Genomic DNA, 24,808 nt, shown 5'->3' with positions numbered 1-24,808 from the left:
CAATTATAGAACTGAAGCGGGAATTTTCCGCCCATCGGTTGTGGGCGGTTGCATTTGCGGAACGAAGCCGGGACCGTTCGCGAACGGACGGTCCCGGCGCGCCTTGCCGTGGCGGCTCAGCGCTTCTTTTCGATAGCGTCCCAGAGGAGAGAAGCGATGTCGGCGCCGCCGAATTTCTTCACTTCGCGGATGCCGGTGGGCGAGGTGACGTTGATCTCGGTCATGTAGTCGCCGATGACGTCGATGCCGACGAAGATGAAGCCGCGCTCGCGCAGGGCCGGGCCGATGCGGGCGCAGATTTCCTTCTCGCGCGCCGTCAGTTCCGTCGCTTCCGCGCGGCCGCCGACATGCATGTTGGAGCGGGCGTCATGCTCGGCGGGCACGCGGTTGATCGCGCCGACCGGCTCGCCGTCGATGAGGATGATGCGCTTGTCGCCCTTGCGCACGTCCGGCAGATACTGCTGGGCGATGAAGGGTTCGCGGAACATCTGGCCGAACATTTCGAGCAGCGAGGAGAGGTTGCGGTCGTCCTTGGTGGAATGGAAGACGCCGGCGCCACCATTGCCGTAGAGCGGCTTGAGGATCATGTCGCCCATCTCGTCGCGGAAGCGGCGGATCTCGGCCGGGTCACGCGTGATGAGGGTCGCCGGCATCAGGTCGGCGAATTCGGTGACGAAGATCTTCTCCGGCGAATTGCGCACCCAGGCCGGGTCGTTGACGACGAGGGTCTTCGGGTGGATGCGCTCCAGAAGGTGCGTGGAGGTGATGTAGGACATGTCGAACGGCGGGTCCTGACGCAACAGCACCACGTCCATCGTCGACAGATCGATGCGCTCGGCCTCGCCCAGTGTGTAGTGGTCGCCCTTCACGTCGCGCAGTTCCATCGGCTCGACGGTGGCATAGACCTTGCCGTCGCGCAGGCTCAGCCGGTCAGGCGTGTAGTGGAAGAGCTTGTAGCCGCGGCTCTGCGCCTCGATGCTCATGGCGAAGGTGGAGTCGCCGGCGATGTTGATGGTCGACACATGGTCCATCTGGACTGCGACGTTCTTGATCTTTGCCATGAAAGGTCCCCTGAGAATTGCCCGACACATTTAGGATGCGGCAGGCGCTATGGCAACGGGCTCAGGCAAGGCCATCGATGCGGCAGATGATCATGTCGTGGTCCGAGAGCGGCTTGCCGGTGGGCGAGAGCGAGGAGACGATCTCCACCCCGGAGACGGCGAGGCCGCGCGAGAGGAACCAGTCGAGCTTCATCGCCCGGTCGGGCCAGCGGGTGATGAGGCTCGGGCGCGTGGTCATGACGTCGAGCGGGCCGCCGTGGCGGGTGAAGCCGCGCTCGGCCGCGCGGGCGAAAAGGCCCTCCGCCTCGAAATCGCCGCCCGTGTGGTTGCCGGTGTTGAGATCGCCGCCGATGAGGACGGGGCGGCCGGGGAACGCGGCGTCAAGCGCATCGATGATGCCGATCACCTGTCGCTCGCGGTAAGCGGCGGTGGTGGCGCTTTCGAGATGCGTGGAGACGAGCACGAGTGGGCCGGCCTCCGTGTTGATCGTGCCGCCAACGGCGATGCGCTCGCCAAGGCGCGGCTGGTCGACCTCACCGGTAAACCACAGGCGTTCGCCCTCCAACCGCAGAAGGAAGGGTTCGTGCAGCGGCACGGTGGAAAGCAGGGCATTGCCATGCAGGCCGCGACGGTTGAAATCGTCCTTGCAGAATTCGCGCTCGGTGTCGGAGCCGAGGCCGAGTTCGATGAATTCGACGCCGTAGAGATAGGCCATGCCCAGCTCCTCGGCGACATCTGCCGTGGTATGGGCCTGCCGCGTGCGGGCCATGCCGTCGTCCATCTCGGAGAGAAGCACGATTTCGGCACCGGTCGCGCCCAGATGCTCGGCGCTTTGCAGCGGGAAGAGGCAGCGCTCCAGGTTCCAGGCGGCGATGGTGAAGGGAAACGGCAGCGGCTCGGCGCGCTCGGCGCGGCCGCCCGCTTCCACCGCGTTCATGGAGGGCAGTTCCGCCATGCGGGCGTCATGGGCGGCGATGGTTCTTTCAAGGGTGGCGATGCCGGCGCGGTCCTCCGCGCTCGGGGCTGCGAGCCGGTCCGTGGTGGTGCGGATCATGATGCGGCGACCTCCAGACCGGAAACGCCGGCGGCCTGCCCCTGTTCCGCGCTCGTCCAGTCGATGCGCCGGCCGCTCGCCGTGTCGAAGAAATGCAGACGGGAGGGCGCGATGGAGAGCGAGGCGGTCTCGGGCAACGGGATTTCCGACGAGATGGCCGCCACCATCGGCTGGTCGCCGACGAAGCCGTGCACGAGGCGCTGGGAGCCCAGTTCCTCGACATAGTCGATGCGGAAGGGCATGGCGCCGTCCGATCCCGCATGGAGGCGCAGGTCCTCGGCGCGCAGGCCCACGGTCAGCGCGCCCTGCGCCGGCACGGCCGCGCCGAGATCGAGGAGAGCGGGGCCGAGTGCCAGCTTGCTGCCGTGCAGTTCGCCGCCGACGAGGTTCATGGCCGGCGAGCCGATGAAGCTGGCGACGAAGGTGGTGGCCGGGCGGTGATAGACATCCAGCGGCGCGCCGATCTGCTCGATCCGGCCGCCCGAGAGCACGACGAGGCGGTCGGCGAGCGTCATGGCTTCGAGCTGGTCGTGCGTGACATAGATCGAGGTGGTGCCGACACGACGCTGCAGGCGCTTGATCTCGCCGCGCATGGAGACGCGCAGCTTGGCATCGAGGTTCGACAACGGCTCGTCGAAAAGGAAGGCGGAGGGCTTGCGCACGATGGCGCGGCCCATGGCGACACGCTGGCGCTGGCCACCCGAGAGGGCGCGGGGCTTGCGCTCCAGATAGGGCTGCAGCTCCAGCATGCGGGCGGCCTCCGCCACGCGGGCGTCGATCTCGCTCTTCGGCGTGCGGCGATTCTTCAGGCCGTAGGCGAGGTTCTCGTAAACCGTCATATGCGGATAGAGCGCGTAGTTCTGGAAGACCATGGCGATGTCGCGGTCGGCCGGATCGACATCGTTGACCACACGGCCGCCGATGGTGACTTCACCCTCGCTGATCGTCTCCAGTCCCGCGACCATGCGCAGGAGCGTCGACTTTCCGCAGCCCGACGGGCCGACCAGCACGATGAACTCGCCGTCGGCGATGTCGATGCTGACGGAGCTGACGGCGGTCACGCCGCCATTGTAGATCTTGGATACGTCCTTGATACCAATGGATGCCATGGGACGGAACTCCTTACTTGTCGCTTTCGGTAAGACCCTTGATGAACCACCGCTGGAAGATCAGCACGATCATGACCGGCGGCAGCATGGCGAGGATCGCCAGCGCAAAGGCTTCGTTGTAATCGGGAATGTTGGAGCCGACCCAGACGAGCAGGATCTGCTTGATGCCGCGCACCAGCGTGAAGAAACGCTCGTCCGTGGTCATCAGCGTCGGCCAGAGATACTGGTTCCAGCCATAGACGAACATGATGATGAAGATGGCGGCGATCATGGTGCGCGACAGCGGCACCAGCACGTCGATGAAGAACTTGAACGGCCCCGCCCCGTCGATGCGCGCGGCCTCCAGCAATTCCTCCGGCACGGACTTGAAGAACTGGCGGAAGAAGAAGGTGCCGGTGGCGGACGCCAGCAGCGGCACGATGAGGCCGGTATAGGTGTTGGTGAGCGAGAGCTTGTTCATCACCTCGTAGGAGGGGACGATGCGCACTTCGAGCGGCAGCAGCAGCGTCGTGAAGATCATCCAGAAGAACAGCGTGCCGAGCCTGAAGCGGAAATAGACGATGGCATAGGCGGCGAGCATGGAGAGGACGATCTTGCCGGCGGCGAAGCCCACGCCGAGGATCAGCGAGTTCCAGATCATGCGCGCGCCGGTGATCTCGCCGGTAAAGCCGCCCTTGCGGGTCAGCACGGTGTTGTAGGTCTCGGCGAAATTGCCGCCCCAGGTGAGCGACAGGCCGTTGCGGTGGATGTCGGCGGCATCGTGGGTGGAGGTCATGAAGGCGACCACGACGGGCGCCACCATGACGAAGACGCCGAGCATGAGGACGAGATGATCGAAAAGGCGGATGCGGTTCATCGCGGGCGTCCTCTCAATTGTAGTGCACGCGCCGCTCGATGAAGCGGAACTGGAAGACGGTGAGCACGAAGACGACGATCATCAGGATGACGGACTGGGCCGAGGAACCGCCGAGGTCGTTGCCGCGGAAGCCGTCCATGTAGACCTTGTAGACAAGCGTGATCGGGTTGTTGGCGGCCTTGTCCTTCACCATCACGTCGATGATGCCGAACGTGTCGAAGAGCGCGTAGGTCATGTTGATGATGAGCAGGAAGAAGGCGGTGGGCGCGAGCAGCGGCAGCGTCATCGTCCAGAAGCGGCGGAAGCCGGAACGGCAGTCGATGGTGGCCGCTTCCCGCACCGAGGCGGGGATGCTCTGCAGGCCCGAAAGGATGAAGATGAAATTATAGGGGATCTGCTTCCAGACCGAGACGATGATCATCGCAATCGCGGTGTCGTTGTAGTTGAGGCCGACCTTCATGTCCCAGCCGAAGAGGGCGGCGAATTTCACCAGCGGGCCGATATGCTGGTCGAAGAACATCATGCCCATGAGGCCGGCGACCGGCGGGGCGATGGCATAGACCCAGATCAGCAGCGTCTTGTAGGTGGAGCCGCCCTTCAGCACCGCATCCGCCTTGACGGCGAGCAGCATGCCGATCCCGAGCGACAGGAACGTCACCAGCGCCGTGAAGACAACCGTGAAGCGGGCGATCGACTGGTATTGCACGGAGCCGAGCGCGTCCGAATAGTTGGAAAGGCCGACGAAGGTGGCGCCGAAGCCGAAGGGGTCCTCGAGGTAGAAGGACGACTGGATCGCCTGGATCGAGGGCCAGTAGAAGAAGACGAAGATGATCGCCATCTGCGGCGCAAGGAAGAGATAGGGCAGAAAGGGCGAGGAGAACTGGACGCGCTTCATGGCGTGGCCTTTGAAAGAACGGGAGAAGCGGGCGATTGCCCCTCACCCCAACCCACTCCCCGCCAACGGGGAGTGGGAGAGGCAATGTTGCGGCTTGTCCCTTCTCCCCGCAGGCGGGGAGAAGGTGGCCGGCAGGCCGGATGAGGGGCCTGCCGGACGCGGACCTATCAGCCGGCGGTCTTGGCGAAGCGGGCGAGCAGGTCGTTCGCTTCGGTCTCGATCGTCTTCAGGGCGTCCTCGACCGAGGTTTCGCCGGCGAAGATGCGGCCGTATTCGCGTTCCATGATTTCACGGATCTGCGGGTAGAAGCCGAGGCGGTAACCCTTCGACCATTCGCCCGAGGGCAGCATGAGCTGCTGGATGCCGACTTCGGCGACCGGCTTCTCCTTGTAGTAGCCTTCGGACTTCGCCAGCTCGTAGGCCGCCTTGGTAATGGCGACGTAGCCGGTGGCCTCGTGGTAGAACTTCTGCACTTCCGGCGAGGTCAGGAACTGGAAGAAGTCGGCCGTGCACTTGTTCTCGGCTTCCGGCTTGCCGGACATGGCGAAGAGGGCCGCACCGCCGATGAAGGTGTTGGTGCCGGCGCCCTTCACGCTCTGCCAGTAGGGCAGGAAGGTTGCGGTGAACGGCTTCTGCGCGGTCTTCTGGAGGCCGCCGAACGAACCCGAGGAGCCGATCCAGAAGGCGGCCTTGCCGTCTTCGAAGAGCTTCTGGTTGTCGTTCCAGCCGGCGCCGTAGTAGCCGAAGTAGCCTTCGTCAGCCCAGGCCTTGAGCTTGGTGAACATCATGACGAGATTCGGGTCCGTCATGTTGATCCTGGTATCGGCGACCGAGTCGTAGCCGTTGTTGTTCGTCGCGAACTGGATGTTGTGGCGCGAAAAGAAGTTTTCCGTGAACTGCCAGGTGAGCTGCGACTGGACGAGCGGCAGGTAGCCGGCTTCCTTCAGCTTCGGGGCGATCGCCTCGAACTCTTCCCAGGTCTTCGGCGCTTCGACGCCAACCTTTTCGAGAGCTTCGGTGTTCACATACATGATCGGCGCCGAGGAGTTGAACGGCATGCCGACGAACTTGCCGTCCGGGGCGGCGTAGAAGTAGCGCACGCCCTCGATGAAGGCTTCGCGGTCGAACTTGTAGCCGGCCTGGGTGATCAGGTCCTCGGCCGGGATGACGGCGCCCGGAGCATTGATGATCGTCGCCGCGCCGGCATCGAAGACCTGCAGGATGTTCGGCTGTTCGCCCGAACGGAAGGCGGCGATGCCGGAAGCGAGCGCTTCCTCGTAGGTGCCCTTGGAAACCGGCGTGATGGCGCAGGTCGACTGGGCGTCGTTGAACTTCTTGGCGACTTCGTTGATGACCTCGCCGTTGCGGCCGGCCATGCCGTGCCACCAGGTGATGTTGGTGGCGGCCATCGACGTCGTGGCGGAAATTGCGAGTGCGAAACCTGCGAGGGAAAGCGGCTTGAACATGAGTTGCTCCTCTTCACCGGACTTGGTGTGAGGGGTGCACTAAGGGCGGCCGATGACAGACGCGTTACGCTTTCATGTCAGTTTCGTTACATTTTCTTTTCAATCAAAACGCATCCGGAAGGTGTTTCGGAAGCCGCCAGGGCAGGACCGCAACGATATCATATCGTAAGGACAAGCGATGGGCGTCCGGCTGGCGGGAAAGCCAGATTTCACTCGCCGCGCGGATGCGTTGCTGCGCGGTTCCGGTGACGGCGAAGACGGCGCTGTCGACATCGCGGCGGGCTTTCACCTCCACGCAGATGACGAGATCGCCGCGCCGGGCGACAATGTCGATCTCGCCCAGTTTCGTGCGGTAGCGGATGGCGCGGATGCGATAGCCCCTGGCGAGGAGATAGAGCGCGGCGAGATATTCGGAGACGTGCCCCCGGCGGAAGGCTTTCAGCCGGTTCGGGTCCGCCGTCCTATTGCCCATCGGCGCCCTTAAGGTCGAGAAGGCGCTGGTAGAGATCCTTGCGCGGCAGGCCGGTCTGGCGCGCCGCCTCGGTCGCCGCCTTGCCGGTCGACATGTCCTTTGCGAGCATCGTCAGCAGCCGGTCGACATCCTCCGCGTCCGGCGCGGCCGCCTCACCCGGCGGGCCGATGACGAAGACGATCTCGCCCTTGACGGAAGCGCCGTCGCCATAATGGGCGGCGAGCTCGCCCAGCGTGCCGCGGCGGAATTCCTCGAAGGTTTTCGTGAGTTCCCGGCAGACGCAGGCCGCGCGCGCCTCGCCCAGCACATCGGCGGCGGCGGCGACCGTCGCGGCGATGCGGTGCGGCGATTCAAAGAAGAGGAGCGTTGCCGGAACAGTCGCCAGCTCCGCGAGGCGGTCGCGGCGCGCCTTGTCCTTGGAGGGCAGGAAGCCGGCAAAGAAGAAGGCGTCGTTCGGCAGGCCCGAGCCGACGAGGGCTGCGAGCGGGGCGGATGCGCCGGGGATCGGCACGACGCGGTGGCCGGCCGCGATGGCAAGCAGCGCGAGGCGATAACCGGGATCGGAGACGAGCGGCGTTCCCGCATCGGAGACGAGGGCGACGGACTTTCCGGCTTCCAGCGCGGCGATCAGGCGGGGACCTGCCTCGTCCGCATTGTACTCGTGATAGGCATAGGGCCGGTTGACGATACCGTAGCGGTCGAGCAGCACGCGGGTGACGCGCGTGTCCTCGCAGGCGAGCACATCCGCGCCGGCCAGTGTTTCCAGCGCGCGCAGCGTGATGTCGGAGAGATTGCCGATGGGCGTTGCGACGAGATAGAGCGCCGGCTCCAGCGGCCGGGCGGGGATCATGGCATTGTGGAGGCGGAAGCTTTTCGCGCCATCCCCTGCCCCGCTTGCCAAGCCTTCATCCCGCATCGTCAGTCCCTTTCCGGCCACGAATGGCCGCACTTTTCCCTCCTTATGGGCGAGCGCGGATGCCCCCGCAAGGTCCGGCGGTTGACTATCGTGTGTGCTGCACCGTTAGCACTTGCAATCGGGCCGGAACTTCTGCCATTTTGCCCGTCCACATCTTCCGGCACCTGCCGGACCTTCAAGGCAATGCCGCGCCGGGTTCCGGCGGGCTAGCGGTCGAAAGCGGTACAGTTCCATGCGCATTACTCTCGAGCGGTCCAATCTTCTGAAGTCGCTGAACCACGTCCATCGCGTGGTCGAACGGCGCAATACGATCCCGATCCTCTCGAACGTGCTGCTGCGGGCCGACGGCGCCAGCCTCGACATGAAGGCGACCGACCTCGACCTCGAGATCACCGAGGCGACGCCGGCGCAGGTGGAACAGGCCGGTGCGACGACCGTTCCCGCCCACCTTCTCTACGACATCGTGCGAAAACTCTCCGACGGTTCGGAAGTGCTGCTGGCGACGAGCGCCGACGGCGCGTCGATGACGGTCGCTTCGGGCCGCTCGAAGTTCTCGCTGCAGTGCCTGCCGCAGTCCGACTTCCCTGACCTTACGGCCGGCAGCTTCTCGCACACGTTCCGCCTCAAGGCGACGGACCTCAAGATGCTGATCGATCGCACCCAGTTCGCGATCTCGACCGAGGAAACCCGCTATTACCTCAACGGCATCTTCATCCACACGATCGAGAGCAAGGGCGACCTGAAGCTGCGCGCCGTCGCCACCGACGGCCATCGCCTGGCCCGCGCCGACGTGGACGCCCCCTCGGGCTCCGAGGGCATGCCGGGCATCATCATTCCGCGCAAGACGGTCGGTGAACTCCAGAAGCTGGTCGACAACCCTGACCTCACCGTGACCGTCGAAGTCTCGGACGCCAAGATCCGTTTCACCATCGGCTCCATCGTGCTGACCTCCAAGCTGATCGACGGCACCTTCCCGGATTACCAGCGCGTGATCCCGACCAACAACGACAAGGAACTGAAGATCGACTGCCAGTCCTTCGCGCAGGCCGTCGACCGCGTTTCCACCATTTCCTCCGAACGCGGCCGCGCCGTGAAGCTCGCGCTGACCGAAGGCCAGCTGACGCTCACCGTCAACAACCCGGATTCGGGCAGCGCGACGGAAGAGCTGGCGGTCGGCTACGAGAACGACCCGCTGGAGATCGGCTTCAACGCGAAATACCTGCTCGACATCACCGCGCAGCTTTCCGGCACGGAAGCCGTCTTCATGCTGGCCGATCCGGGTTCGCCGACGCTGGTGCGCGACCTTGCCGGCGACGACGCGCTCTACGTGCTCATGCCGATGCGCGTGTAGTCCGGCCGTCGCGGCATCGGGAAATCGTTCGAGGAACCCGCCGGTCGCCCGGCGGGTTCTTTTTTGCAAAAGGCAATACCGCCATCTTCGAGAAACTTGCCGGTGGCGGCGCAATCAGACTTGTTTTTGACGCAAACCGCGTCACATATTCGGCGGGGCCGAACCATGCGGACGGGATGAAACCTGCCGCCGGCCTCGGAAATGCTACCATGAAGGGGGAGACGACATGACGTTGCGCGTGAAGGTGAAGGAACGGCTCGGCAGGAAATTCGACGACGAGATCCGCTTCTTCAAGGGCTGGGTGAGCAACACCAAGGCGGTCGGCGCCATCATCCCGACATCCTCCGTCACCGCGCGCCGCATGGCGAGCGTCGTCAACCCGGCCTCGGGCCTGCCCGTCCTCGAACTCGGTCCCGGCACCGGCGTCATCACCAAGGCGATCCTGCAGGCCGGCATCACGCCGGACAAGCTGACCTCGGTGGAGTTCTCGACGGATTTCTACAATCACCTCGTCGAGCGCTTTCACGGCGTCAACTTCATCAACGGCGATGCCTTCGATCTCGACAGGACGCTCGGCGAGCTGCGCGACGCCACCTTCGACAGCGTCATCTCCGCCGTGCCGCTGCTGAATTTCCCCATGCACCGGCGCGTCGCGCTGATCGAGGACCTGCTCGCCCGCATCCCCGCCGGCCGACCGGTGGTGCAGATCTCCTATGGCCCGCTCTCCCCCGTCGTCGCCATGCCGGATCGCTACCAGATCACCCATCTCGACTTCGTCGTGCGCAATATCCCGCCGGCGCAGCTCTGGACCTACCGCCGCACGCACTGAGCGGCGGCAATGTTCGCGCTCTATATTACCCATCCGCAGGTCGCCATCGACCCGGCCGTGCCGGTGCCCGACTGGGGCCTGTCAGGACGTGGCCGGGAGCGCGCCGCTCTGGCCGCAGCGTCCGACTGGGCGGGGCGGATCGGTCGCTTCGTCGCGAGCACGGAGCGCAAGGCCGTCGAGACGGCGGACATCCTCGCCGCCGGCCGCGTGCCCGTCGAGACGGACCGTGCCATGGGCGAGAACGACCGCTCAGCCACGGGCTTCCTGCAGCCCGATGCCTTCGAGGCGGCAGCGGATGAATTCTTCGCCCACCCGCAGGAAAGCTTTCACGGCTGGGAACGGGCGATGGATGCGCAGGCGCGCATCGCCGCCGCCGTCGAGCGGGTGCTCGCGACCCATGACCCGGCCGTTCCCATCGCCTTCGTTGGCCATGGCGGTGTCGGCACGCTTCTGAAATGTCACCTCAAGGGCACGCCCATCCTCCGCGACGGCGACCAGCCGGCGGGCGGCGGCAATCTTTTCGCTTTCCGTCTTGCGGACCGCAGCGTCACATGCGACTGGACGGCAATGGAATCTTGGAAAGGGATGTGACCATGTCCGCGCGCGACCGCCTGATCGTTGGCCTCGATGTACCGACCATCGCGGAGGCGGAAAAGGTGGTCCGGACGCTCGGCAGCACCGCCCTCTTCTACAAGATCGGCTACCAGCTCGTCTTTGCCGGCGGACTGGAATTCGCCCGCGACCTTGCCAAGGACGGCAAGAAGGTCTTCCTCGACATGAAGCTGCTGGACATCGACAACACGGTGGCCAAGGGCGTCGAGAACATCGTGAAGATGGGCATGTCCATGCTGACGCTGCACGCCTATCCGAAGGCGATGGCCGCCGCCATCTCCGCCGCCAAGGGCTCGGACCTCTGCCTGCTCGGCGTCACGGTGCTGACGTCCATGGACGCCAAGGACGTCATCGACGCCGGCTATGAATACGATCCGCACACGCTGGTGCTGCGCCGCGCCGAACAGGCGCGCATCGCCGGCATGGGCGGCGTGGTCTGCTCGGCCGAAGAGGCGAGCGCCGTGCGCAAGGTCGTCGGTTCCGACATGGCGATCGTCACCCCCGGCATCCGCCCCGCCGGTGCCGAGCTCGGCGACCAGAAGCGCGTGATGACGCCCGCCGATGCGCTGAAGGCCGGCTCCAGCCACCTCGTCGTCGCCCGCCCCATCGTCAAGGCCGCCGATCCGCTTGCGGCCACAAAGGCGATCCTCGCCGAGATGGATGGCGCGCTTACAGCATAACAAGAGGGAGACAGACATGCCCAAGGGTTACTGGATTGCACAGGTCGATGTGCGCGATCCCGAGCGCTACAAGGACTATGTGGCCGCCGCCAAGCCGGCCTTCGAGAAATACGGCGCGAACTTCATCGCCCGCGGCGGCGCCTTCGCGCAGTTGGAAGGCCGCGTGCGCGCCCGCAACGTGATCATCGAGTTCCCCTCGCTGCAGGCCGCCGTCGACTGTTACAACTCGCCGGAATACCAGATCGCCGCCGCCATCCGCCAGGAAGTGGCGGATGCGGAGATGGTGGTCGTCGAAGGCCTCTGAGCCCCCGGGCCGCAAGCCCTTGCAAAACCGGCATGAGAGACGCTTCGCCGCGCTTCACCTTGCCGGTTGTTTGGGCTATGTAGGCCTCACCTACCTATCCTAGTCTTCAGGAGCAGCCTCATGACCTTGTCCAACCTTCCGCCGCTCGTCACCGTCTTCGGCGGCTCGGGCTTCGTCGGGCGTCATGTGGTGCGCGCGCTGGCGCGCCGTGGCTACCGCATCCGCGTCGCCGTGCGCCGCCCGGACCTCGCCGGCTTCCTGCAGCCGATCGGCGGCGTCGGCCAGATCTCCTTCGTCCAGGCGAACCTGCGCTACCGCCAGTCGGTCGACCGCGCGGTCGAAGGTTCCGACCATGTCGTCAACTGCGTCGGCGTGCTCTTCGAGACCGGCCGCAACACCTTCGATGCCGTTCAGGATTTCGGCGCCCGCGCGGTGGCCGAGGCCGCCCGTGCCGTCGGCGCGAAGCTCACCCACATCTCCGCCATCGGCGCGGACGAGAACTCCCCCTCCTCCTATGCCCGCACCAAGGCGCGCGGCGAGGCGGCGGTCATGCGCACGGTGCCGGACGCCGTGATCCTGCGCCCGTCCATCGTTTTCGGCCCGGAAGACGGCTTCTTCAACAAATTCGCCGAGATGTCGCGCTTCGCGCCGGCCCTGCCGCTCATCGGCGGCGGGCACACGAAGTTCCAGCCGGTCTATGTGAACGACGTCGCCGAAGCGGTGGCCCGCTCGGTGGACGGCACGATCGGGCGCGGCCGCGTCTATGAGCTCGGCGGCCCGGAAGTGCTGACTTTCCGCCAGTGTCTCGAAACGATGCTGCGCATCGTCGACCGCAAGCGCCCGCTCGTCGCGCTGCCCTTCGGCATCGCCTCGCTGATCGGCTCCATCGCCTCGCTGATCCCCTTCGTCAAGCCGCCGCTGACCTCCGACCAGGTCAAGCTGCTGCGCGCCGACAATGTGGTGTCCGAGACGGCCCGCAAGGACGGCCGCACGCTGGAAGGCCTCGGCATCGAGCCGGTCCTGGCCGAGGCGATCCTGCCGAGCTATCTCGTGCGCTACCGCCCGCAGGGCCAGTTCACCAAGATCGACCGCACGGCCTGATCGCCCCTTTTAGAAATGCAGAACCGGCCGTCGCGGGAGGATTTCCGCGGCGGCCGGTCCGTTTTTTTCAAAGCGCTCCGGCCTGCTGTTGCACTTATGCAGCGGTTCAAAAAAGCGTTGCGGCATTTACGCCCGATTCAGCATGTCGCGATATTGATTGTAACGGGACCTGCGAATAAACACCGCCCCCGCCGCGTCATGCAAAAGAGACGGACACGGCGCATTTCAGCACTTCAAGAGGCTTCCGGCGCAAATGGGCAAGGCAATTGCAATCTTCTTCGGATTTTCGGCTCTGATCATCGTGGCCGGGTCCTTTGCCGCGCCCACGACGGTCTCCGCCAGCAAGCACGGCTGCTCGCCGGCCTATGGCGTCGATCCCTGCACGACCGCTTCGGTCAAGTAAGCCCCGGCCAGCCCGTCGGGCCGGCCGAAGCCGGCCTTTCAGCCCCAGATTAGAAGCGCCGCAAGGCCCAGCACGCCGACGACGATCCGCCAGATCGCGAACAGCGTGAAGCCGCGGCGCGAGACGAAGTCGAGCAGCGAGCGCACGACGAAGAGGCCCGCGACGAAGGCGGCGGCAAAGCCGACGCCGATGAGAAGCACGTCGTCGGACGAAAGCGCGTCCCGGTTCTTGTAGAGGTCCAGCGCGAAGGCGCCGACCATGGTGGGCATCGCCAGGAAGAACGAGAATTCCGCCGCCGAGCGCTTGTCGGTGCCCATCAAAAGGGCGCCGGCGATCGTCGCGCCCGAGCGCGAGGTGCCGGGGATCATGGCAAGGCACTGGCAGAGGCCGATCTTGAAGGCGAGCGAGGGCGGATACTTCATCGCATCCGTATAGCGCGGCGTCAGCGGCATGCGGTCGATCGCATAGAGGATGACGCCGCCGACGATCAGCACGACGCAGATCAGCATCGGCGTCTCGAAAAGCACCGTCTTGATGAAATCATGCGCCAGCGCGCCGATCACCGCAGCCGGCAGGAAGGCGACGAGGATGCTGATGACGAAGCGCCGCGCCTCCGGGCTCGAGGGCAGCGCGAAGGCGATGCGCAACAGCTTGGCGCTATAGACCGACAGGATCGCGAGGATCGCGCCGAGCTGGATCAACACCGCGAAGGTGTTGCCGGGCGACTTGAAGCCGAGGAAATGCCCGGCGAGCAGGATATGGGCGGTGGAAGAGACGGGGATGAATTCGGTCAAGCCCTCGATTAGGCCGAGAACGAGGGCGCTGACGATGGACTGGTCTGCCATGGATGTTCCTTGGGATGGGAGGAAGGAAAGGCACGAAACGAAACCGGGCATACGGCAAAAAGCCCGATTCGCTTGTGTTTGTACCATCAAATTTCTATAGGTTCGTCAAATCAGCCGTGATCCGGATCTGCGCCGCACGCGCGCCAGGGCCCGGGGCAACCCCTTCCGCAAGACCAGTAAAGCAGCGTCCATGCCCACACTCTATCATCACCCGATGTCCTCTGCCTCCCGCTTCGTCCGGCTGATCCTGGCGGAATACGGCTTCCAGACGGAGCTTGCCGAGGAACAGCCCTGGGAAAACCGACGCGACTTCCTGGCGCTTAATCCGGCCGGCACCCTGCCCGTCTATGTCGACGACAGCATGCGGGCGCTCTGTGGCGCGAGCATCATTTCGGAATATCTCGACGAGACCCATGGCGTCCTCAAGCGCGACCGGCGGCTGCTTGCCGAGGACCCGTTCCAGCGCGCGGAAATCCGCCGCCTCACCGAATGGTTCCTTCAGAAGATGGAGCAGGACGTGACGCGGCCCCTGGTGCGCGAGCGCATCTTCAAGCTTCAGATGACCTCCGACCAGGGCGGCGGGCCGCCGGACAGCAAGATCCTGCGCAATTCGCGCGCCAATATCCGCCAGCACATGAAATATCTTTCCTGGCTTGCCGGTTCGCGCACCTATCTTGCCGGCGACCGGCTCAGCTATGCCGACCTTGCCGCCGCAGCCGCCGTCTCCGTTCTCGACTATATGGGCGAGATCAACTGGACGGACGCGCCGCAGGCCAAGGACTGGTACCAGCGGCTGAAATCCCGCCCCTCCTTCCGCCCGCTGCTCGCCGAGCGCGTGCGCGGCGTGACCCCGGTCTCGCATTACGCGGACCTCGACTTCTGAGGATGACGCCATGTCGGGCGACGACAGGCTCCGGCGCCGCCTGACCGACTTCCTCAAGGCGGAAGCGGCGGACAAAGGCTTCGACCTCTGTCGCATCACCGGCCCCGATTCTATTCCCCAGGCGCCGGCACGGCTCGCCGACTTCCTTTCCGCCGGCTACCACGGCACGATGGACTGGATGGCGGAGACCGAGGCGCGCCGGGCCGATCCGCGCGTCCTGTGGAGCGACGTGCGCTCCGTCGTCCTCTTCGGCATGAATTACGGGCCGGAGCACGATCCGCGCGCCGTGCTCGCCATGCCGGACCGCGCGGCGATCTCCGTCTATGCGCAGAACCGCGACTATCACGACATCATCAAGGGCCGGCTGAAGGAAGTGGCGACGCGCTTTGCCGCGCGCGGCGGGGCGGACGTCAAGGTCTTCGTCGATACTGCGCCCGTCATGGAAAAGCCGCTGGCCGCCGCCGCCGGGCTCGGCTGGCAGGGCAAGCACACCAATCTCGTCAGCCGCACGCACGGCTCCTGGCTCTTCCTCGGCAGCCTCTTCACCACTGCCGACCTCCTCCGCGACGAGCCGGAGCGCGACCATTGCGGCTCCTGCCGGGCCTGTCTCGACGCCTGCCCGACCGATGCCTTCCCGGCGCCCTACAAGCTCGATGCGCGGCGCTGCATCTCCTATCTCACGATCGAGCACAAAGGCTTGATCGAGCCGGACATCCGCGAACGGATCGGCAACCGCATCTATGGCTGCGACGATTGCCTTGCCGCCTGTCCCTGGAACAAGTTCGCCGCGGCCGCCTCCGAGATGAAGCTCGTCGCCCGCGAGGAACTGAAGGCGCCGGCCATCGCCGATCTCCTTACCTTCGACGATCCCGGCTTCCGCGCCCATTTCTCCGGCTCGCCCGTCAAGCGCATCGGCCGCGACCGCTTCATCCGCAACGTGCTGATCGCCGCCGGCAATTCCGGCGACCGCGACCTTATCGAAACCTGCATCCGCCTTGCCGACGATGCCGCGCCCGTGGTGCGCGGCATGGCCGCATGGGCGCTTTCCCGCCTGATGACGGCTTCCGAATTCGCGGAATTTGCGGCAGGAAGGACGGATGACGCGGACGAGGACGTGCGCGCGGAATATGCAAGAGCGAAGGCGGAAAGACCATGAAGCACCTCCTGATCCTCGGCGCCGGCTTTTCCGGCAAGGCCATCGGCGAAACCTTCCTGGCCGCCGGCTTCACCGTCTCGGGCACGACTCGCTCGGCGGAGAAGGAGGAGGCGCTGCGCGGCCTCGGGATGACGCCCCTCCTCTTCGACGGCACGATTTCCGCCGACCTTGCCGCCGACATGGCCCGCGCCACCCATGTCGTGCAGTCCATCGCGCCCGGCCGCGACGGCGATCCGCTGTTCCGCGCCAGCGTTCCCCCGCTTTCGCAATTGATGCCGAAGCTCGAATGGGCCGGCTATCTCTCCACCGTCGGCGTCTATGGCGACCACAAGGGCGGCTGGGTCGACGAGGGGACCGCGCTGAACCCCGTTTCCGCCCGCTCCGTCGAGCGGGTCGAGGCGGAGGAGCGCTGGCTCGCCCATGGCGCGGCCTCCGGCCTTCCTATCGCCGTGCTGCGCCTCGCGGGCATCTACGGGCCGGGCCGCAACGCGCTGCGCAACATGGAGGAAGGCACCGCCCGCCGCCTGATCAAGCAGGACCAGGTGTTCAACCGCATCCGCGTCGAGGATATCGGCCGCTCTGCCCTCTTCCTTGCCGAACGGCATCTCGGCGGCGTCTGGAACATCACCGACGACGAGCCCGGCCCGCCGCAGGACGTGGTCGCGGAAGCCGCCCGGCTGATGGGCCTGCCGACCCCGCCGGACATTCCTTTCGAAACGGCGGAACTTTCTCCCATGGCCCGGTCTTTCTACGGGGAGAACAAGCGCGTCTCGAACGCGAAACTGAAGGCTGCGGGCTTCGAATTCCGCTTCCCGAACTACCGTCAGTCGCTCGCCGAGCTTCTCTCGTCCGGGCGCTGGCGGGGCTGACGGAGGACGGGCCCGCGCGGCCCGTTTTGCGATTTTCTACAACTTATAATTTATCTGCCCCATTTTCGCCTCCGAATTCCTACGCAGAAATTGCTAATATTGAAAGTTTTTTCCGAAAATTTGCAGGATTGCCGCACAGACATTCCAACTTCCAAGTCGATCCAGTTTAGCGACTGATTCGCAAGCGCTTTTCCTGCCCCGTTAACCAAGGTTAAAAATCCATCGTGGGCGATGGACTGTATATCGGAGGGCCGTTTGCCGGCACTTGTGGCGGGTTGAGGCACGTTTTCGCCACTTTTGCTTCCTCATAGGGCGATCAACACAGTGGAAAACCGCAACTTTCCCGGAAGGTCGTCCGATACATGATGCTCAAGCTCTCCAGCCTCGCCCTTGCCTCCCTCCTCGCCGCCTCCTCGACATTCGTTACTTTCTCCGAAGCTGAAGCCGCCGGCTGCGGCCGCGCCTCGTGGTATGCGCTGCATTCGCGCACCGCTTCCGGCGAACGGATGAACCCGAACATGCTGACCGCCGCCCACCGGAGCCTGCGCTTCGGCACCAAGGTGAAGGTCACCAATTCGAACAACGGCAAGAGCGTCGTCGTCCGCATCAACGATCGCGGCCCGTTCATCCGCGGCCGGGTGCTCGACCTTTCCAAGGCAGCAGCCTCCAACATCGGCATGATCCGCTCGGGCCACGCCAAGATCTGTTACGAAGTCATCGGCTGACGCTCCGCGGAATCTGCGGCGCCCGGCTTGCCCTTCGCGCATTCCGCCGCTACCACGACGCAAAACGGAGTAGACGGATGCGATTGGGTGGGCGGCTCTCGGGAGCCATCGAGGTTCTGACGGATATCGAGACGCGGCGGCGCCCCGTCGCCGATGCGCTCAAGGACTGGGGCCTTTCCCATCGCTTCGCCGGCTCCGGCGACCGTGCCGCGATCGGCAATATCGTCTACGACGCGCTGCGCATGAAACTGTCGCACGCCTTCCTGATGGACGACGACAGCCCCACCGCCCTCGGCCATGCCGTGCTCCTGCGCCAGTGGGGACTTGCGCCCGAGGCACTTGCCGCCGAATTCGAGGGCGACCGCTTCGCCCCGCAGCCGCTTTCGCAGGACGCTCTCGCCGCCTTCCACGCCCGCGACCTCGCCACGGCCCCGCTCCATGTGCAGGGCGACATTCCCGAATGGATCCAGCCTTCCTTCGAGACGAACTTCGGCGGCGAGTGGCTGGCGGAAGCAAGAGCGCTCGCCGGCCGGCCGACGCTGGACCTCAGGGCCAACACGCTCAAGGCCGGCCGCGACAAGGTGCTGAAGGCGCTGGAGCGCAACGGGGCGCTGGCCTCCGCCATCGCAAGGCAGGGCATCCGCATTCCGGCCGGCGAAGGCCCGTCGCGCCTTCCCAACGTCACCGCGGACCTCGCCTTCCAGAAGGGCTGGTTCGAGGTGCAGGACGAGGGCTCGCAGATCGTCGCCGACCTCGTCGTGCCCGGGGAGGGCGAGCAGGTGCTCGACTTCTGCGCCGGCGGCGGCGGCAAGACGCTCGCCATGGCGGCCGCCATGCACAACAAGGGCCAGGTCCACGCCTATGACACCGACCGCAAGCGCCTCGCCCCGATCATCGAGCGGCTGAAGCGCGCCGGCACGCGCAATGTCCAGGTCCACGAGGACCTTGCCGGCCTCGCCCCCATGACCGCACGCTTCGACCGCGTGCTGGTCGACGCACCCTGCACGGGCACCGGTACCTGGCGCCGGCGACCGGACACCAAGTGGCGCCTCACCGAGAAGAACCTCGAGGAACGCCTCGCCCAGCAGCAGGAAGCTCTCGCCAATGCCAGCGCCTTCGTGCGCCCCGGCGGCCGCCTCATCTACGTCACCTGTTCCATCCTGCCGCAGGAGAACGAGGAACAGGTCCACGGCTTCTGCAAGGCCAATTCCGATTTCGAGATCCTGCCCGTCATGGAGACCTGGCAGACGCTCTTCGGCGCGGACAGGCCGCAGCCCCGCTCGCGCGACGGCAGGACCGTGACGCTGACGCCCGCCTCCACCGACACGGACGGTTTCTTCTTCTGCGCCATGGGCCGCAAAGGCTGAATTCCTTGTGCTCCGTCAAAAAACGGCGCAACAGGTTGAAACCATTCTAAACTATACACTTTGACACCAGTTTTTATTTGGTCCATGACAGCGAGGCCTGAATTACCCGAACCCGGCCGACCGCCGGGCCATCCGGGCGGCGTTCGCCGCTGCTCCGGTGTCGGGGGGACACGTCAAACAGGACACCAGGAGACGTCATGACCACTTCCTTCCTTCGCGCGGCCGCCTTTGCGCTTGCTGCCGCGGCGTCCAGCCTCGCCATCGGTTCCGCCCATGCGGCTGCCGATCCGGCTGCGATCGTCAAGCACTATACGGACATCGCCCACGCCAAGTATTCCGATGCGCTCGACGCCGCCAAGGCGCTCGACGCGGCAATCGACGCCCTCATCGCCAAGCCCGGTGACGACACGCTGAAGGCGGCGCGCGAGGCGTGGCTCAAGTCCCGCGTGCCCTACCAGCAGACGGAAGCCTACCGCTTCGGCAACCCGATCGTCGATGAATGGGAAGGCAAGGTGAACGCCTGGCCGCTCGATGAGGGCCTGATCGACTATGTCGACCCGAGCTACGGCACGGAAAGCGACGAGAACGCGCTCTTCGTCGCCAATGTCATCGCCAATCCGAAGCTGGAAATCGCCGGCAAGGCGATCGACGCCACGACGATCACGCCGGAAGTGCTGCAGGAACTGCATGAAGCGGGCGGCGTCGAAGCGAACGTGGCGACCGGCTACCACGCCATCGAATTCCTGCTGTGGGGCCAGGACCTCAACGGCACGGGTGCGGGCGCCGGCAACCGCCCGGCGACGGACTACGACACGGCCAATTGCACCAACGGCAATTGCGACCGCCGCGCCGCCTACCTGAAGGCCGCCTCCTCGCTGCTCGTCTCCGACCTCGAAGACATGGTCAAGGCCTGGTCGCCGGACGGCGACGCCACCAAGAACGTGACGGCCGACCCGAAGGCCGGCATCACCGCGATGCTGACCGGCATGGGCTCGCTCTCCTACGGCGAACTCGCCGGCGAGCGCATGAAGCTCGGCCTCCTGCTGCACGATCCGGAAGAAGAGCACGATTGCTTCTCCGACAACACGCACAACTCGCACTACTACGACGTCGTCGGCATCCAGACCGTCTATACAGGTGAATATACCCGCCCGGACGGCTCCAAGCTGACCGGTCCGTCGCTGCACGAGCTCGTCGCCGAGAAGGACGCCGCGCTCGACAAGGAGATGACGGCCAAGCTCGACGCCAGCCACACCGCCTTCAAGGCGCTGGTGGACCGTGCGGAAGGCGGCGAAGCCTACGACCAGATGATCGGCGAAGGCAATGCGGAGGGCAACAAGGTCGTCCAGACCGCCATCGACAGCCTGATCGACCAGACGAAGACGATCGAGCGCGTCATCACGGCGCTCGACCTCGGCAAGATCGAGCTTGAAGGCTCCGACAGCCTGGACAATCCTGGCGCGGTCTTCAAATAAGATAGAAGGCGGGCCGCCGCGCATGAACGGCGGCCCGATCCAGCAATGACAGAACGCCCCGCCCGTCGCCTGCTCGCGGTTTCCGCCGCGTTCACCGTCGCGGCGGGCGTTTTCGTCATCGGCAGCGCCGTTTCGGCCACCCGGGAGCGCGGGGACCTTTCCGCGAAGGACCTGAAGCGCGTCGCCGCCGTGACGGCACCGGCAACGGATTTCTCCAAGGCCGAGCAATACGAGGCCATGTCCGCCGGCGCCGCCACCTCGCTTGCGAGCGTCGACGTGAACAGCTTCTCGCATTTCTCGGAGAACATCACCTTCGAGGAGCGCGGGACCTTCAAGCTCGGCAACGCGCTCTTCCAGAAACTCTGGGTCTCCTCCCCCTCCTCCACGCAGGCCTCCGACGGGCTCGGCCCGCTCTACAACGCGCGCTCCTGCCAGTCCTGTCACATCAAGGACGGGCGCGGCCATCCGCCGGAGGGCGCGGCGGACGCGACCTCGATGTTCCTGCGCCTTGCCCGGCCCGCGGCGACGGCGGAGGAAGAAGCGGCGCTGAAGAGCTTCCATGCGATGAGCCTGCCGGACCCCATCTACGGCCGCCAGCTTCAGGACCAGGCCATTCCCGGCCTCAAGGCCGAGGGCCACATGGCCATCGACTACAGGGAAGAGCCTGTGACGCTTGCCGGCGGCGAGGTCGTGAAGCTGCGCCGCCCCACCTATTCCATCACCGACCTCGCCTATGGCGACCTCGATCCGGCGACGACGCTCTCGCCGCGCGTTACCCAACCGATGCTCGGCCTCGGCCTCGTCCAGGCGATCCACGAGGCCGACATCCTGGCGCTGGCCGATCCCGACGATACGGACGGCGACGGCATCAGCGGCAGGGCCGCCATCGCCATCGACCCGGCCACCGGCAGAAAGACGCTCGGCCGGTTCGGCTGGAAGGCGCAAGCCGCCACCGTGCGCCAGCAGAGCGCCGAGGCCTTCGCCATGGACATCGGCATATCGACGCCGGAAGTGCCGCTCCACGACGGCGATTGCACCCCCGCCCAGACCGCCTGCCTCGAACGGCCCAACGGCGTGCAGAAGCGCCTTGGCGATGCCGAGGCGCCGCCGCCGGTCATGGACCTCGTCACCTTCTATGCCGAGAACCTCGCCGTGCCGGCGCGGCGCAAGGCGAGCTTCCCCGAAACGCTCGCCGGCAAGCGGGTCTTCTACGAGACCGGCTGCGTCTCCTGCCACCATCCGAAATTCGTGACCCGGCGCGATGCCGGCAACAAGGCCCATGCCTTCCAGCTCATCTGGCCCTATTCCGATTTCCTGCTGCACGACATGGGCGAAGGCCTTGCGGACGGGCAGCCGGTGGGCGTTGCGACCGGAAGGGAGTGGCGCACGCCGCCGCTCTGGGGTATCGGCCTTACAAAAACCGTCAACGGCCATACGTTTTTCCTGCACGACGGGCGCGCCCGCAACCTCACCGAGGCCATTCTCTGGCACGGCGGGGAGGCACAGGCGGCGCGCGACCGCTTCGCCGCGCTGGAAAAGCAGGACCGAGACGCCCTTCTGACCTTCCTGGAGAGCCTGTAGATGCCGATGCTGCGTTCATCCCTGCTGCGTTTCGCCGCCCTTGCCGGGGCAAGCCTGATGCTTTCCACCGCCCTTCCGGCCATGGCGCAGGAAGAGGCGACGGCCGCGCCGCCCGAGCTTACCGACGAGAGCGTCGTCAGCGTCATGACCCATGCCGTCGACGACGTCATCCGCCCCGGCTACCGGGCCTTCGAGGCATCCGCCGGCAAGCTGGCCGGGGCGACGACCGCCTTCTGCAAGGCGCCTTCGGACGATTCACGCAAGGCGGTGGACGACGCCTTCCGGCAGGCCGTCGCGGACTGGGGCCACATCGAGATGGTGCGCATCGGCCCGGTGCTCGACGACAACCGCTTCGAGCGCATCCTCTTCTATCCCGACCGCAAGAGCACCGGCCTCAAGCAGGTGCAGGCGCTGCTCCAGAAGGCGGACGAGGCGGACACGAATGCCGCTGCAATGGGCGAAAAGAGCGTCGCCATCCAGGGTTTCGGCGCGCTCGAATTCGCACTCTACGGCACGGGTTCCGAAGACCTCGCAAAGACGCCGGAAAGCTTCCGCTGCCGCTACGCCGCCGCCGTCGCCAGCCATATCGAGACGACGGCCGGGCAGCTCACGGCGGCCTGGGACGCGCCTGACGGCGTCCAGCAGCACTGGAAGCATCCGGGACCGCAGAACCCCGTCTTCCGCACCGGCCGGGAGGCGATGACCGCCCTGCTCGGCATTCTCGTGCACGGGACGGAAGCGGTGCGCGACCAGCGCATCGAGACCTTCTACCGCAAGGGCGGCACGCCGCGGCCGAAATCGGCGGTCTTCTGGCGCTCCGGCAACACCTGGACCTCGATCGACGCCAATCTCGAAGGCCTGCAGACGCTCTTCGACCGGTCCGGCATCGCCGAATTCGTCGATCCCGGCCGCACGTCGCTCAGCGGCAATGTCGATTTCGCGATGAAGGCACTACGCGGCGTCGCACAGACCGTCGACCCAGACATCGAGAAGGCCGTCTCCACGCCGGCGGACGAGAAGAAGATCGGCTTCCTCCTCACCAATACCCGCGACCTGATCCTGGCGCTCAATGGCGATTTCGGCGGCGCGATCGGCCTCGGCGCCGGCTTCTCCTTCGCGGACGGCGACTGATGGAAGCTATGGGCCTGCCCAGCGCCGCGCTCGACCGCCGTGCCTTCCTGCGCATGGCGGGCACGGCCTTCGTGGCGTCGCTCGGCGCCGGCCCGGCCTTCGCGCTCGCCCGCACCGACGCCGTCTTCGCCTCCGGCTACATGGACCGCGACGGCCGCTTCGGCATCGCAGTGCTGGCCGAGGACGGGACGGTGATCGACCGAACGGCGCTTCCCGCCCGCAGCCACGGCATGGCCTTTTCGCCCGCGACGAACCATCTCGTCGCCTTCGCCCGCCGTCCCGGCACCTTCGCGCTCGTCATCGACCGGAGCGGCCGAGCCGAACCGCGCACCATCGCCGCCACCGAGGAGCGCCATTTCTTCGGCCATGGCTGCTTCTCGCCGGACGGCAGGCTGCTCTATGCCAGCGAGAACGACTTCGACGCCAATCGCGGCGTCATCGGCCTCTATGACGCGCGCGACGGCTACCGCCGCATCGGCGAATATTCCACCTATGGCATCGGCACGCACGACCTTTCCGTCAGCGACGACGGGAGGTTCCTGATCGCGGCGAACGGCGGCATCGAGACCCACCCGGATTTCGGCCGCACCAAGCTCAATCTCGACCATATGGAGCCCTCGCTCGCCCTGATCGACGCCGCGACCGGGGCGCTTGTCGAGCGTCATGCGCTGCCGGAGAAGCTGCGCCAGCTCTCCACCCGCCATATCGACCTTGATGAAAAGGGCCGCATCTGGTTCGCCTGCCAGTACGAGGGGCCGCGCAACGACCTGCCGCCGCTCGTCGGCCATTTCGGCAGGGGCGAGGACCTCGCCTTCATCGACCTTCCGGAAGAAACCACGATCGGCCTTGCCAACTATGTCGGCGCCATCGCCGTCAACCGGCGCGAGGGGCTGGTCGGCCTCACCTCGCCGAACGGCGGGCGCTTCGTCGCGCTGGATGCCAAGACCGGCCGCGTCGTCAGGGACGAGGCGGTCGCGGACGCCGCCGGCATCGCCGCCGCGCCGCACGGCTTTGCCGTCTCCTCCTATGACGGCCATTTTGCCGGCCGGCGCGAGGATGTCGCCTGGGATCAGCACATTGCCGGCCTGATGCCGCGGCGTTGACCCGCCTCTGGACGACGGCGCGGCGCGCACTAGCTCTGGGGGCATGAGCAACAAACCCCTCGTCTATCTCGCCTTCATCATCCTCGTTCTTGGCGGCGGCCTCGTCATCGGCGCCAACACGGTGCCCGGCGGCTGGTATGCCTCGCTCGCCAAGCCCGCCTTCAACCCGCCCAACTGGCTGTTCGCGCCGGTCTGGAGCATCCTCTACCTGATCATCGGCGTGGTCGGGGCGCGTACCTGGCTGGCATTCCGCCGGTCCATGGCCATGCGGTTCTGGTTCGCGCAGCTCGTCCTCAACTTCGCCTGGACCCCGGTGTTCTTCAGCCTTCAGGATCCGGCATCGGCGATGATCGTCATCCTCGCCCTCGATATCGCCGTCGCCGGCTTCATCGCCGCATCCTGGCGGCAGGACCGCCCGTCGGCCCTCGCCTTCCTGCCCTATCTCGCCTGGGTCCTCTTCGCGACGGCACTCAACGGCGCGATTCTCGTCCTCAACTGAGGGATATCGCCGCCCGGCGCTTGCAGTGCAGCATGCGCCGTGCAAACCTCGGCCACCTTCGGTTC

At 65.8% G+C, this 24,808-nt stretch carries 26 protein-coding genes; 17 read left to right on the top strand and 9 right to left on the bottom strand.

Translation table 11 applies throughout. The annotated features are described in order from the left end of the window. Nucleotides 1–116 precede the first annotated feature (116 nt). From gshB to rsmI, 8 genes are all read right to left on the bottom strand, one after another. Entirely contained in the window at nucleotides 117–1,061 is a 945-nt protein-coding gene (gene gshB, locus ACZ48C_RS00420; protein WP_464781842.1) for a glutathione synthase, read from the bottom strand. A 61-nt stretch (nucleotides 1,062–1,122) separates the two neighbouring features. Then, complete coding sequence (locus ACZ48C_RS00415) at nucleotides 1,123–2,115, bottom strand: endonuclease/exonuclease/phosphatase family protein (RefSeq protein WP_464781841.1); 993 nt, start codon at nucleotides 2,113–2,115, stop codon at nucleotides 1,123–1,125. Further along, complete coding sequence (locus ACZ48C_RS00410) at nucleotides 2,112–3,224, bottom strand: sn-glycerol-3-phosphate import ATP-binding protein UgpC (protein ID WP_464781840.1); 1,113 nt, start codon at nucleotides 3,222–3,224, stop codon at nucleotides 2,112–2,114. The genes ACZ48C_RS00415 and ACZ48C_RS00410 overlap by 4 nt, the downstream gene beginning before the upstream one ends. A 13-nt stretch (nucleotides 3,225–3,237) precedes the next feature. Then, nucleotides 3,238–4,080, bottom strand: a complete 843-nt coding sequence (ugpE, locus tag ACZ48C_RS00405; protein ID WP_119257380.1) for a sn-glycerol-3-phosphate ABC transporter permease UgpE — start codon at nucleotides 4,078–4,080, stop codon at nucleotides 3,238–3,240. Between the two features lie 13 nt (nucleotides 4,081–4,093). Beyond that, on the bottom strand, nucleotides 4,094–4,975 hold the full coding sequence (locus ACZ48C_RS00400; protein WP_464781839.1) for an ABC transporter permease subunit: 882 nt from the start codon (nucleotides 4,973–4,975) through the stop codon (nucleotides 4,094–4,096). A gap of 167 nt (nucleotides 4,976–5,142) precedes the next feature. Then, on the bottom strand, nucleotides 5,143–6,441 hold the full coding sequence (locus ACZ48C_RS00395) for an extracellular solute-binding protein (RefSeq protein WP_464781838.1): 1,299 nt from the start codon (nucleotides 6,439–6,441) through the stop codon (nucleotides 5,143–5,145). Between the two features lie 103 nt (nucleotides 6,442–6,544). Next, nucleotides 6,545–6,913, bottom strand: coding sequence for a YraN family protein (locus tag ACZ48C_RS00390; protein WP_464781837.1), 369 nt, complete (start codon nucleotides 6,911–6,913; stop codon nucleotides 6,545–6,547). Next, nucleotides 6,903–7,829, bottom strand: a complete 927-nt coding sequence (gene rsmI, locus ACZ48C_RS00385) for a 16S rRNA (cytidine(1402)-2'-O)-methyltransferase (protein ID WP_464782825.1) — start codon at nucleotides 7,827–7,829, stop codon at nucleotides 6,903–6,905. Before rsmI ends, ACZ48C_RS00390 begins: the two co-directional genes overlap by 11 nt. A 232-nt stretch (nucleotides 7,830–8,061) precedes the next feature. On the opposite strand from rsmI, the gene dnaN reads away from it, so the two are divergent. The 7 genes from dnaN to ACZ48C_RS00350 all read left to right on the top strand — a co-directional run bounded on the left by dnaN (nucleotide 8,062) and on the right by ACZ48C_RS00350 (nucleotide 13,109). Next, nucleotides 8,062–9,180, top strand: coding sequence for a DNA polymerase III subunit beta (dnaN, locus tag ACZ48C_RS00380; protein ID WP_318910657.1), 1,119 nt, complete (start codon nucleotides 8,062–8,064; stop codon nucleotides 9,178–9,180). A gap of 226 nt (nucleotides 9,181–9,406) precedes the next feature. Continuing rightward, nucleotides 9,407–10,009, top strand: a complete 603-nt coding sequence (gene pmtA / locus ACZ48C_RS00375) for a phospholipid N-methyltransferase PmtA (protein WP_119257374.1) — start codon at nucleotides 9,407–9,409, stop codon at nucleotides 10,007–10,009. Nucleotides 10,010–10,018: 9 nt separating this feature from the next. Continuing rightward, nucleotides 10,019–10,600 (top strand): histidine phosphatase family protein, encoded by a 582-nt coding sequence (locus ACZ48C_RS00370; protein WP_464781836.1) that lies wholly within the window; start codon nucleotides 10,019–10,021, stop codon nucleotides 10,598–10,600. A gap of 2 nt (nucleotides 10,601–10,602) precedes the next feature. Beyond that, nucleotides 10,603–11,301, top strand: coding sequence for an orotidine-5'-phosphate decarboxylase (gene pyrF / locus ACZ48C_RS00365; RefSeq protein ID WP_464781835.1), 699 nt, complete (start codon nucleotides 10,603–10,605; stop codon nucleotides 11,299–11,301). 16 nt (nucleotides 11,302–11,317) lie between these two features. Further along, on the top strand, nucleotides 11,318–11,605 hold the full coding sequence (locus ACZ48C_RS00360; protein WP_119257371.1) for a DUF1330 domain-containing protein: 288 nt from the start codon (nucleotides 11,318–11,320) through the stop codon (nucleotides 11,603–11,605). Nucleotides 11,606–11,725: 120 nt separating this feature from the next. Next, on the top strand, nucleotides 11,726–12,706 hold the full coding sequence (locus ACZ48C_RS00355) for a complex I NDUFA9 subunit family protein (RefSeq protein ID WP_464781834.1): 981 nt from the start codon (nucleotides 11,726–11,728) through the stop codon (nucleotides 12,704–12,706). 253 nt (nucleotides 12,707–12,959) lie between these two features. Further along, nucleotides 12,960–13,109: a hypothetical protein gene (locus ACZ48C_RS00350; protein WP_162911418.1), complete on the top strand. Its 150-nt coding sequence runs from the start codon at nucleotides 12,960–12,962 to the stop codon at nucleotides 13,107–13,109. Nucleotides 13,110–13,147: 38 nt separating this feature from the next. On the opposite strand, the gene ACZ48C_RS00345 is transcribed toward ACZ48C_RS00350, so the two are convergent. After that, the gene (locus ACZ48C_RS00345; protein ID WP_119257369.1) at nucleotides 13,148–13,954 is read right to left on the bottom strand and encodes an undecaprenyl-diphosphate phosphatase; all 807 of its coding nucleotides are present in this window, start codon (nucleotides 13,952–13,954) and stop codon (nucleotides 13,148–13,150) included. A 190-nt stretch (nucleotides 13,955–14,144) separates the two neighbouring features. Between ACZ48C_RS00345 and ACZ48C_RS00340 the strand changes: the two genes are divergently transcribed. From ACZ48C_RS00340 to ACZ48C_RS00295, 10 genes are all read left to right on the top strand, one after another. Next, nucleotides 14,145–14,837, top strand: a complete 693-nt coding sequence (locus ACZ48C_RS00340) for a glutathione S-transferase family protein (protein WP_119257368.1) — start codon at nucleotides 14,145–14,147, stop codon at nucleotides 14,835–14,837. 10 nt (nucleotides 14,838–14,847) lie between these two features. Continuing rightward, nucleotides 14,848–15,993 (top strand): tRNA epoxyqueuosine(34) reductase QueG, encoded by a 1,146-nt coding sequence (queG, locus tag ACZ48C_RS00335; RefSeq protein ID WP_464781833.1) that lies wholly within the window; start codon nucleotides 14,848–14,850, stop codon nucleotides 15,991–15,993. After that, nucleotides 15,990–16,862 (top strand): SDR family oxidoreductase, encoded by an 873-nt coding sequence (locus tag ACZ48C_RS00330; RefSeq protein ID WP_464781832.1) that lies wholly within the window; start codon nucleotides 15,990–15,992, stop codon nucleotides 16,860–16,862. Before queG ends, ACZ48C_RS00330 begins: the two co-directional genes overlap by 4 nt. Before the next feature lie 365 nt (nucleotides 16,863–17,227). Then, nucleotides 17,228–17,587, top strand: a complete 360-nt coding sequence (locus ACZ48C_RS00325; RefSeq protein WP_119257498.1) for a septal ring lytic transglycosylase RlpA family protein — start codon at nucleotides 17,228–17,230, stop codon at nucleotides 17,585–17,587. Between the two features lie 77 nt (nucleotides 17,588–17,664). Then, nucleotides 17,665–18,954, top strand: coding sequence for an RsmB/NOP family class I SAM-dependent RNA methyltransferase (locus tag ACZ48C_RS00320; protein ID WP_464781831.1), 1,290 nt, complete (start codon nucleotides 17,665–17,667; stop codon nucleotides 18,952–18,954). A gap of 197 nt (nucleotides 18,955–19,151) precedes the next feature. Continuing rightward, on the top strand, nucleotides 19,152–20,429 hold the full coding sequence (locus ACZ48C_RS00315) for an imelysin family protein (RefSeq protein WP_119257364.1): 1,278 nt from the start codon (nucleotides 19,152–19,154) through the stop codon (nucleotides 20,427–20,429). A 45-nt stretch (nucleotides 20,430–20,474) separates the two neighbouring features. Then, nucleotides 20,475–22,010 carry a di-heme oxidoreductase family protein gene (locus ACZ48C_RS00310; protein ID WP_464781830.1) on the top strand — a complete coding sequence of 512 codons (1,536 nt, stop codon included), beginning with the start codon at nucleotides 20,475–20,477 and terminating at the stop codon, nucleotides 22,008–22,010. A 6-nt stretch (nucleotides 22,011–22,016) separates the two neighbouring features. Continuing rightward, nucleotides 22,017–23,141 (top strand): imelysin family protein, encoded by a 1,125-nt coding sequence (locus ACZ48C_RS00305; protein ID WP_464781829.1) that lies wholly within the window; start codon nucleotides 22,017–22,019, stop codon nucleotides 23,139–23,141. Then, nucleotides 23,141–24,244 (top strand): DUF1513 domain-containing protein, encoded by a 1,104-nt coding sequence (locus ACZ48C_RS00300; RefSeq protein ID WP_464781828.1) that lies wholly within the window; start codon nucleotides 23,141–23,143, stop codon nucleotides 24,242–24,244. Before ACZ48C_RS00305 ends, ACZ48C_RS00300 begins: the two co-directional genes overlap by 1 nt. Nucleotides 24,245–24,287: 43 nt before the next feature. Further along, nucleotides 24,288–24,743 (top strand): TspO/MBR family protein, encoded by a 456-nt coding sequence (locus ACZ48C_RS00295; RefSeq protein WP_464781827.1) that lies wholly within the window; start codon nucleotides 24,288–24,290, stop codon nucleotides 24,741–24,743. The last annotated feature ends 65 nt before the right edge of the window (nucleotides 24,744–24,808 follow it).

It is taken from the genome of Shinella sp. 1A1, assembly GCF_055379515.1.
Note: the sequence above shows the minus strand (reverse complement) of the source record. Positions and strands in the feature narration are given on the sequence as shown.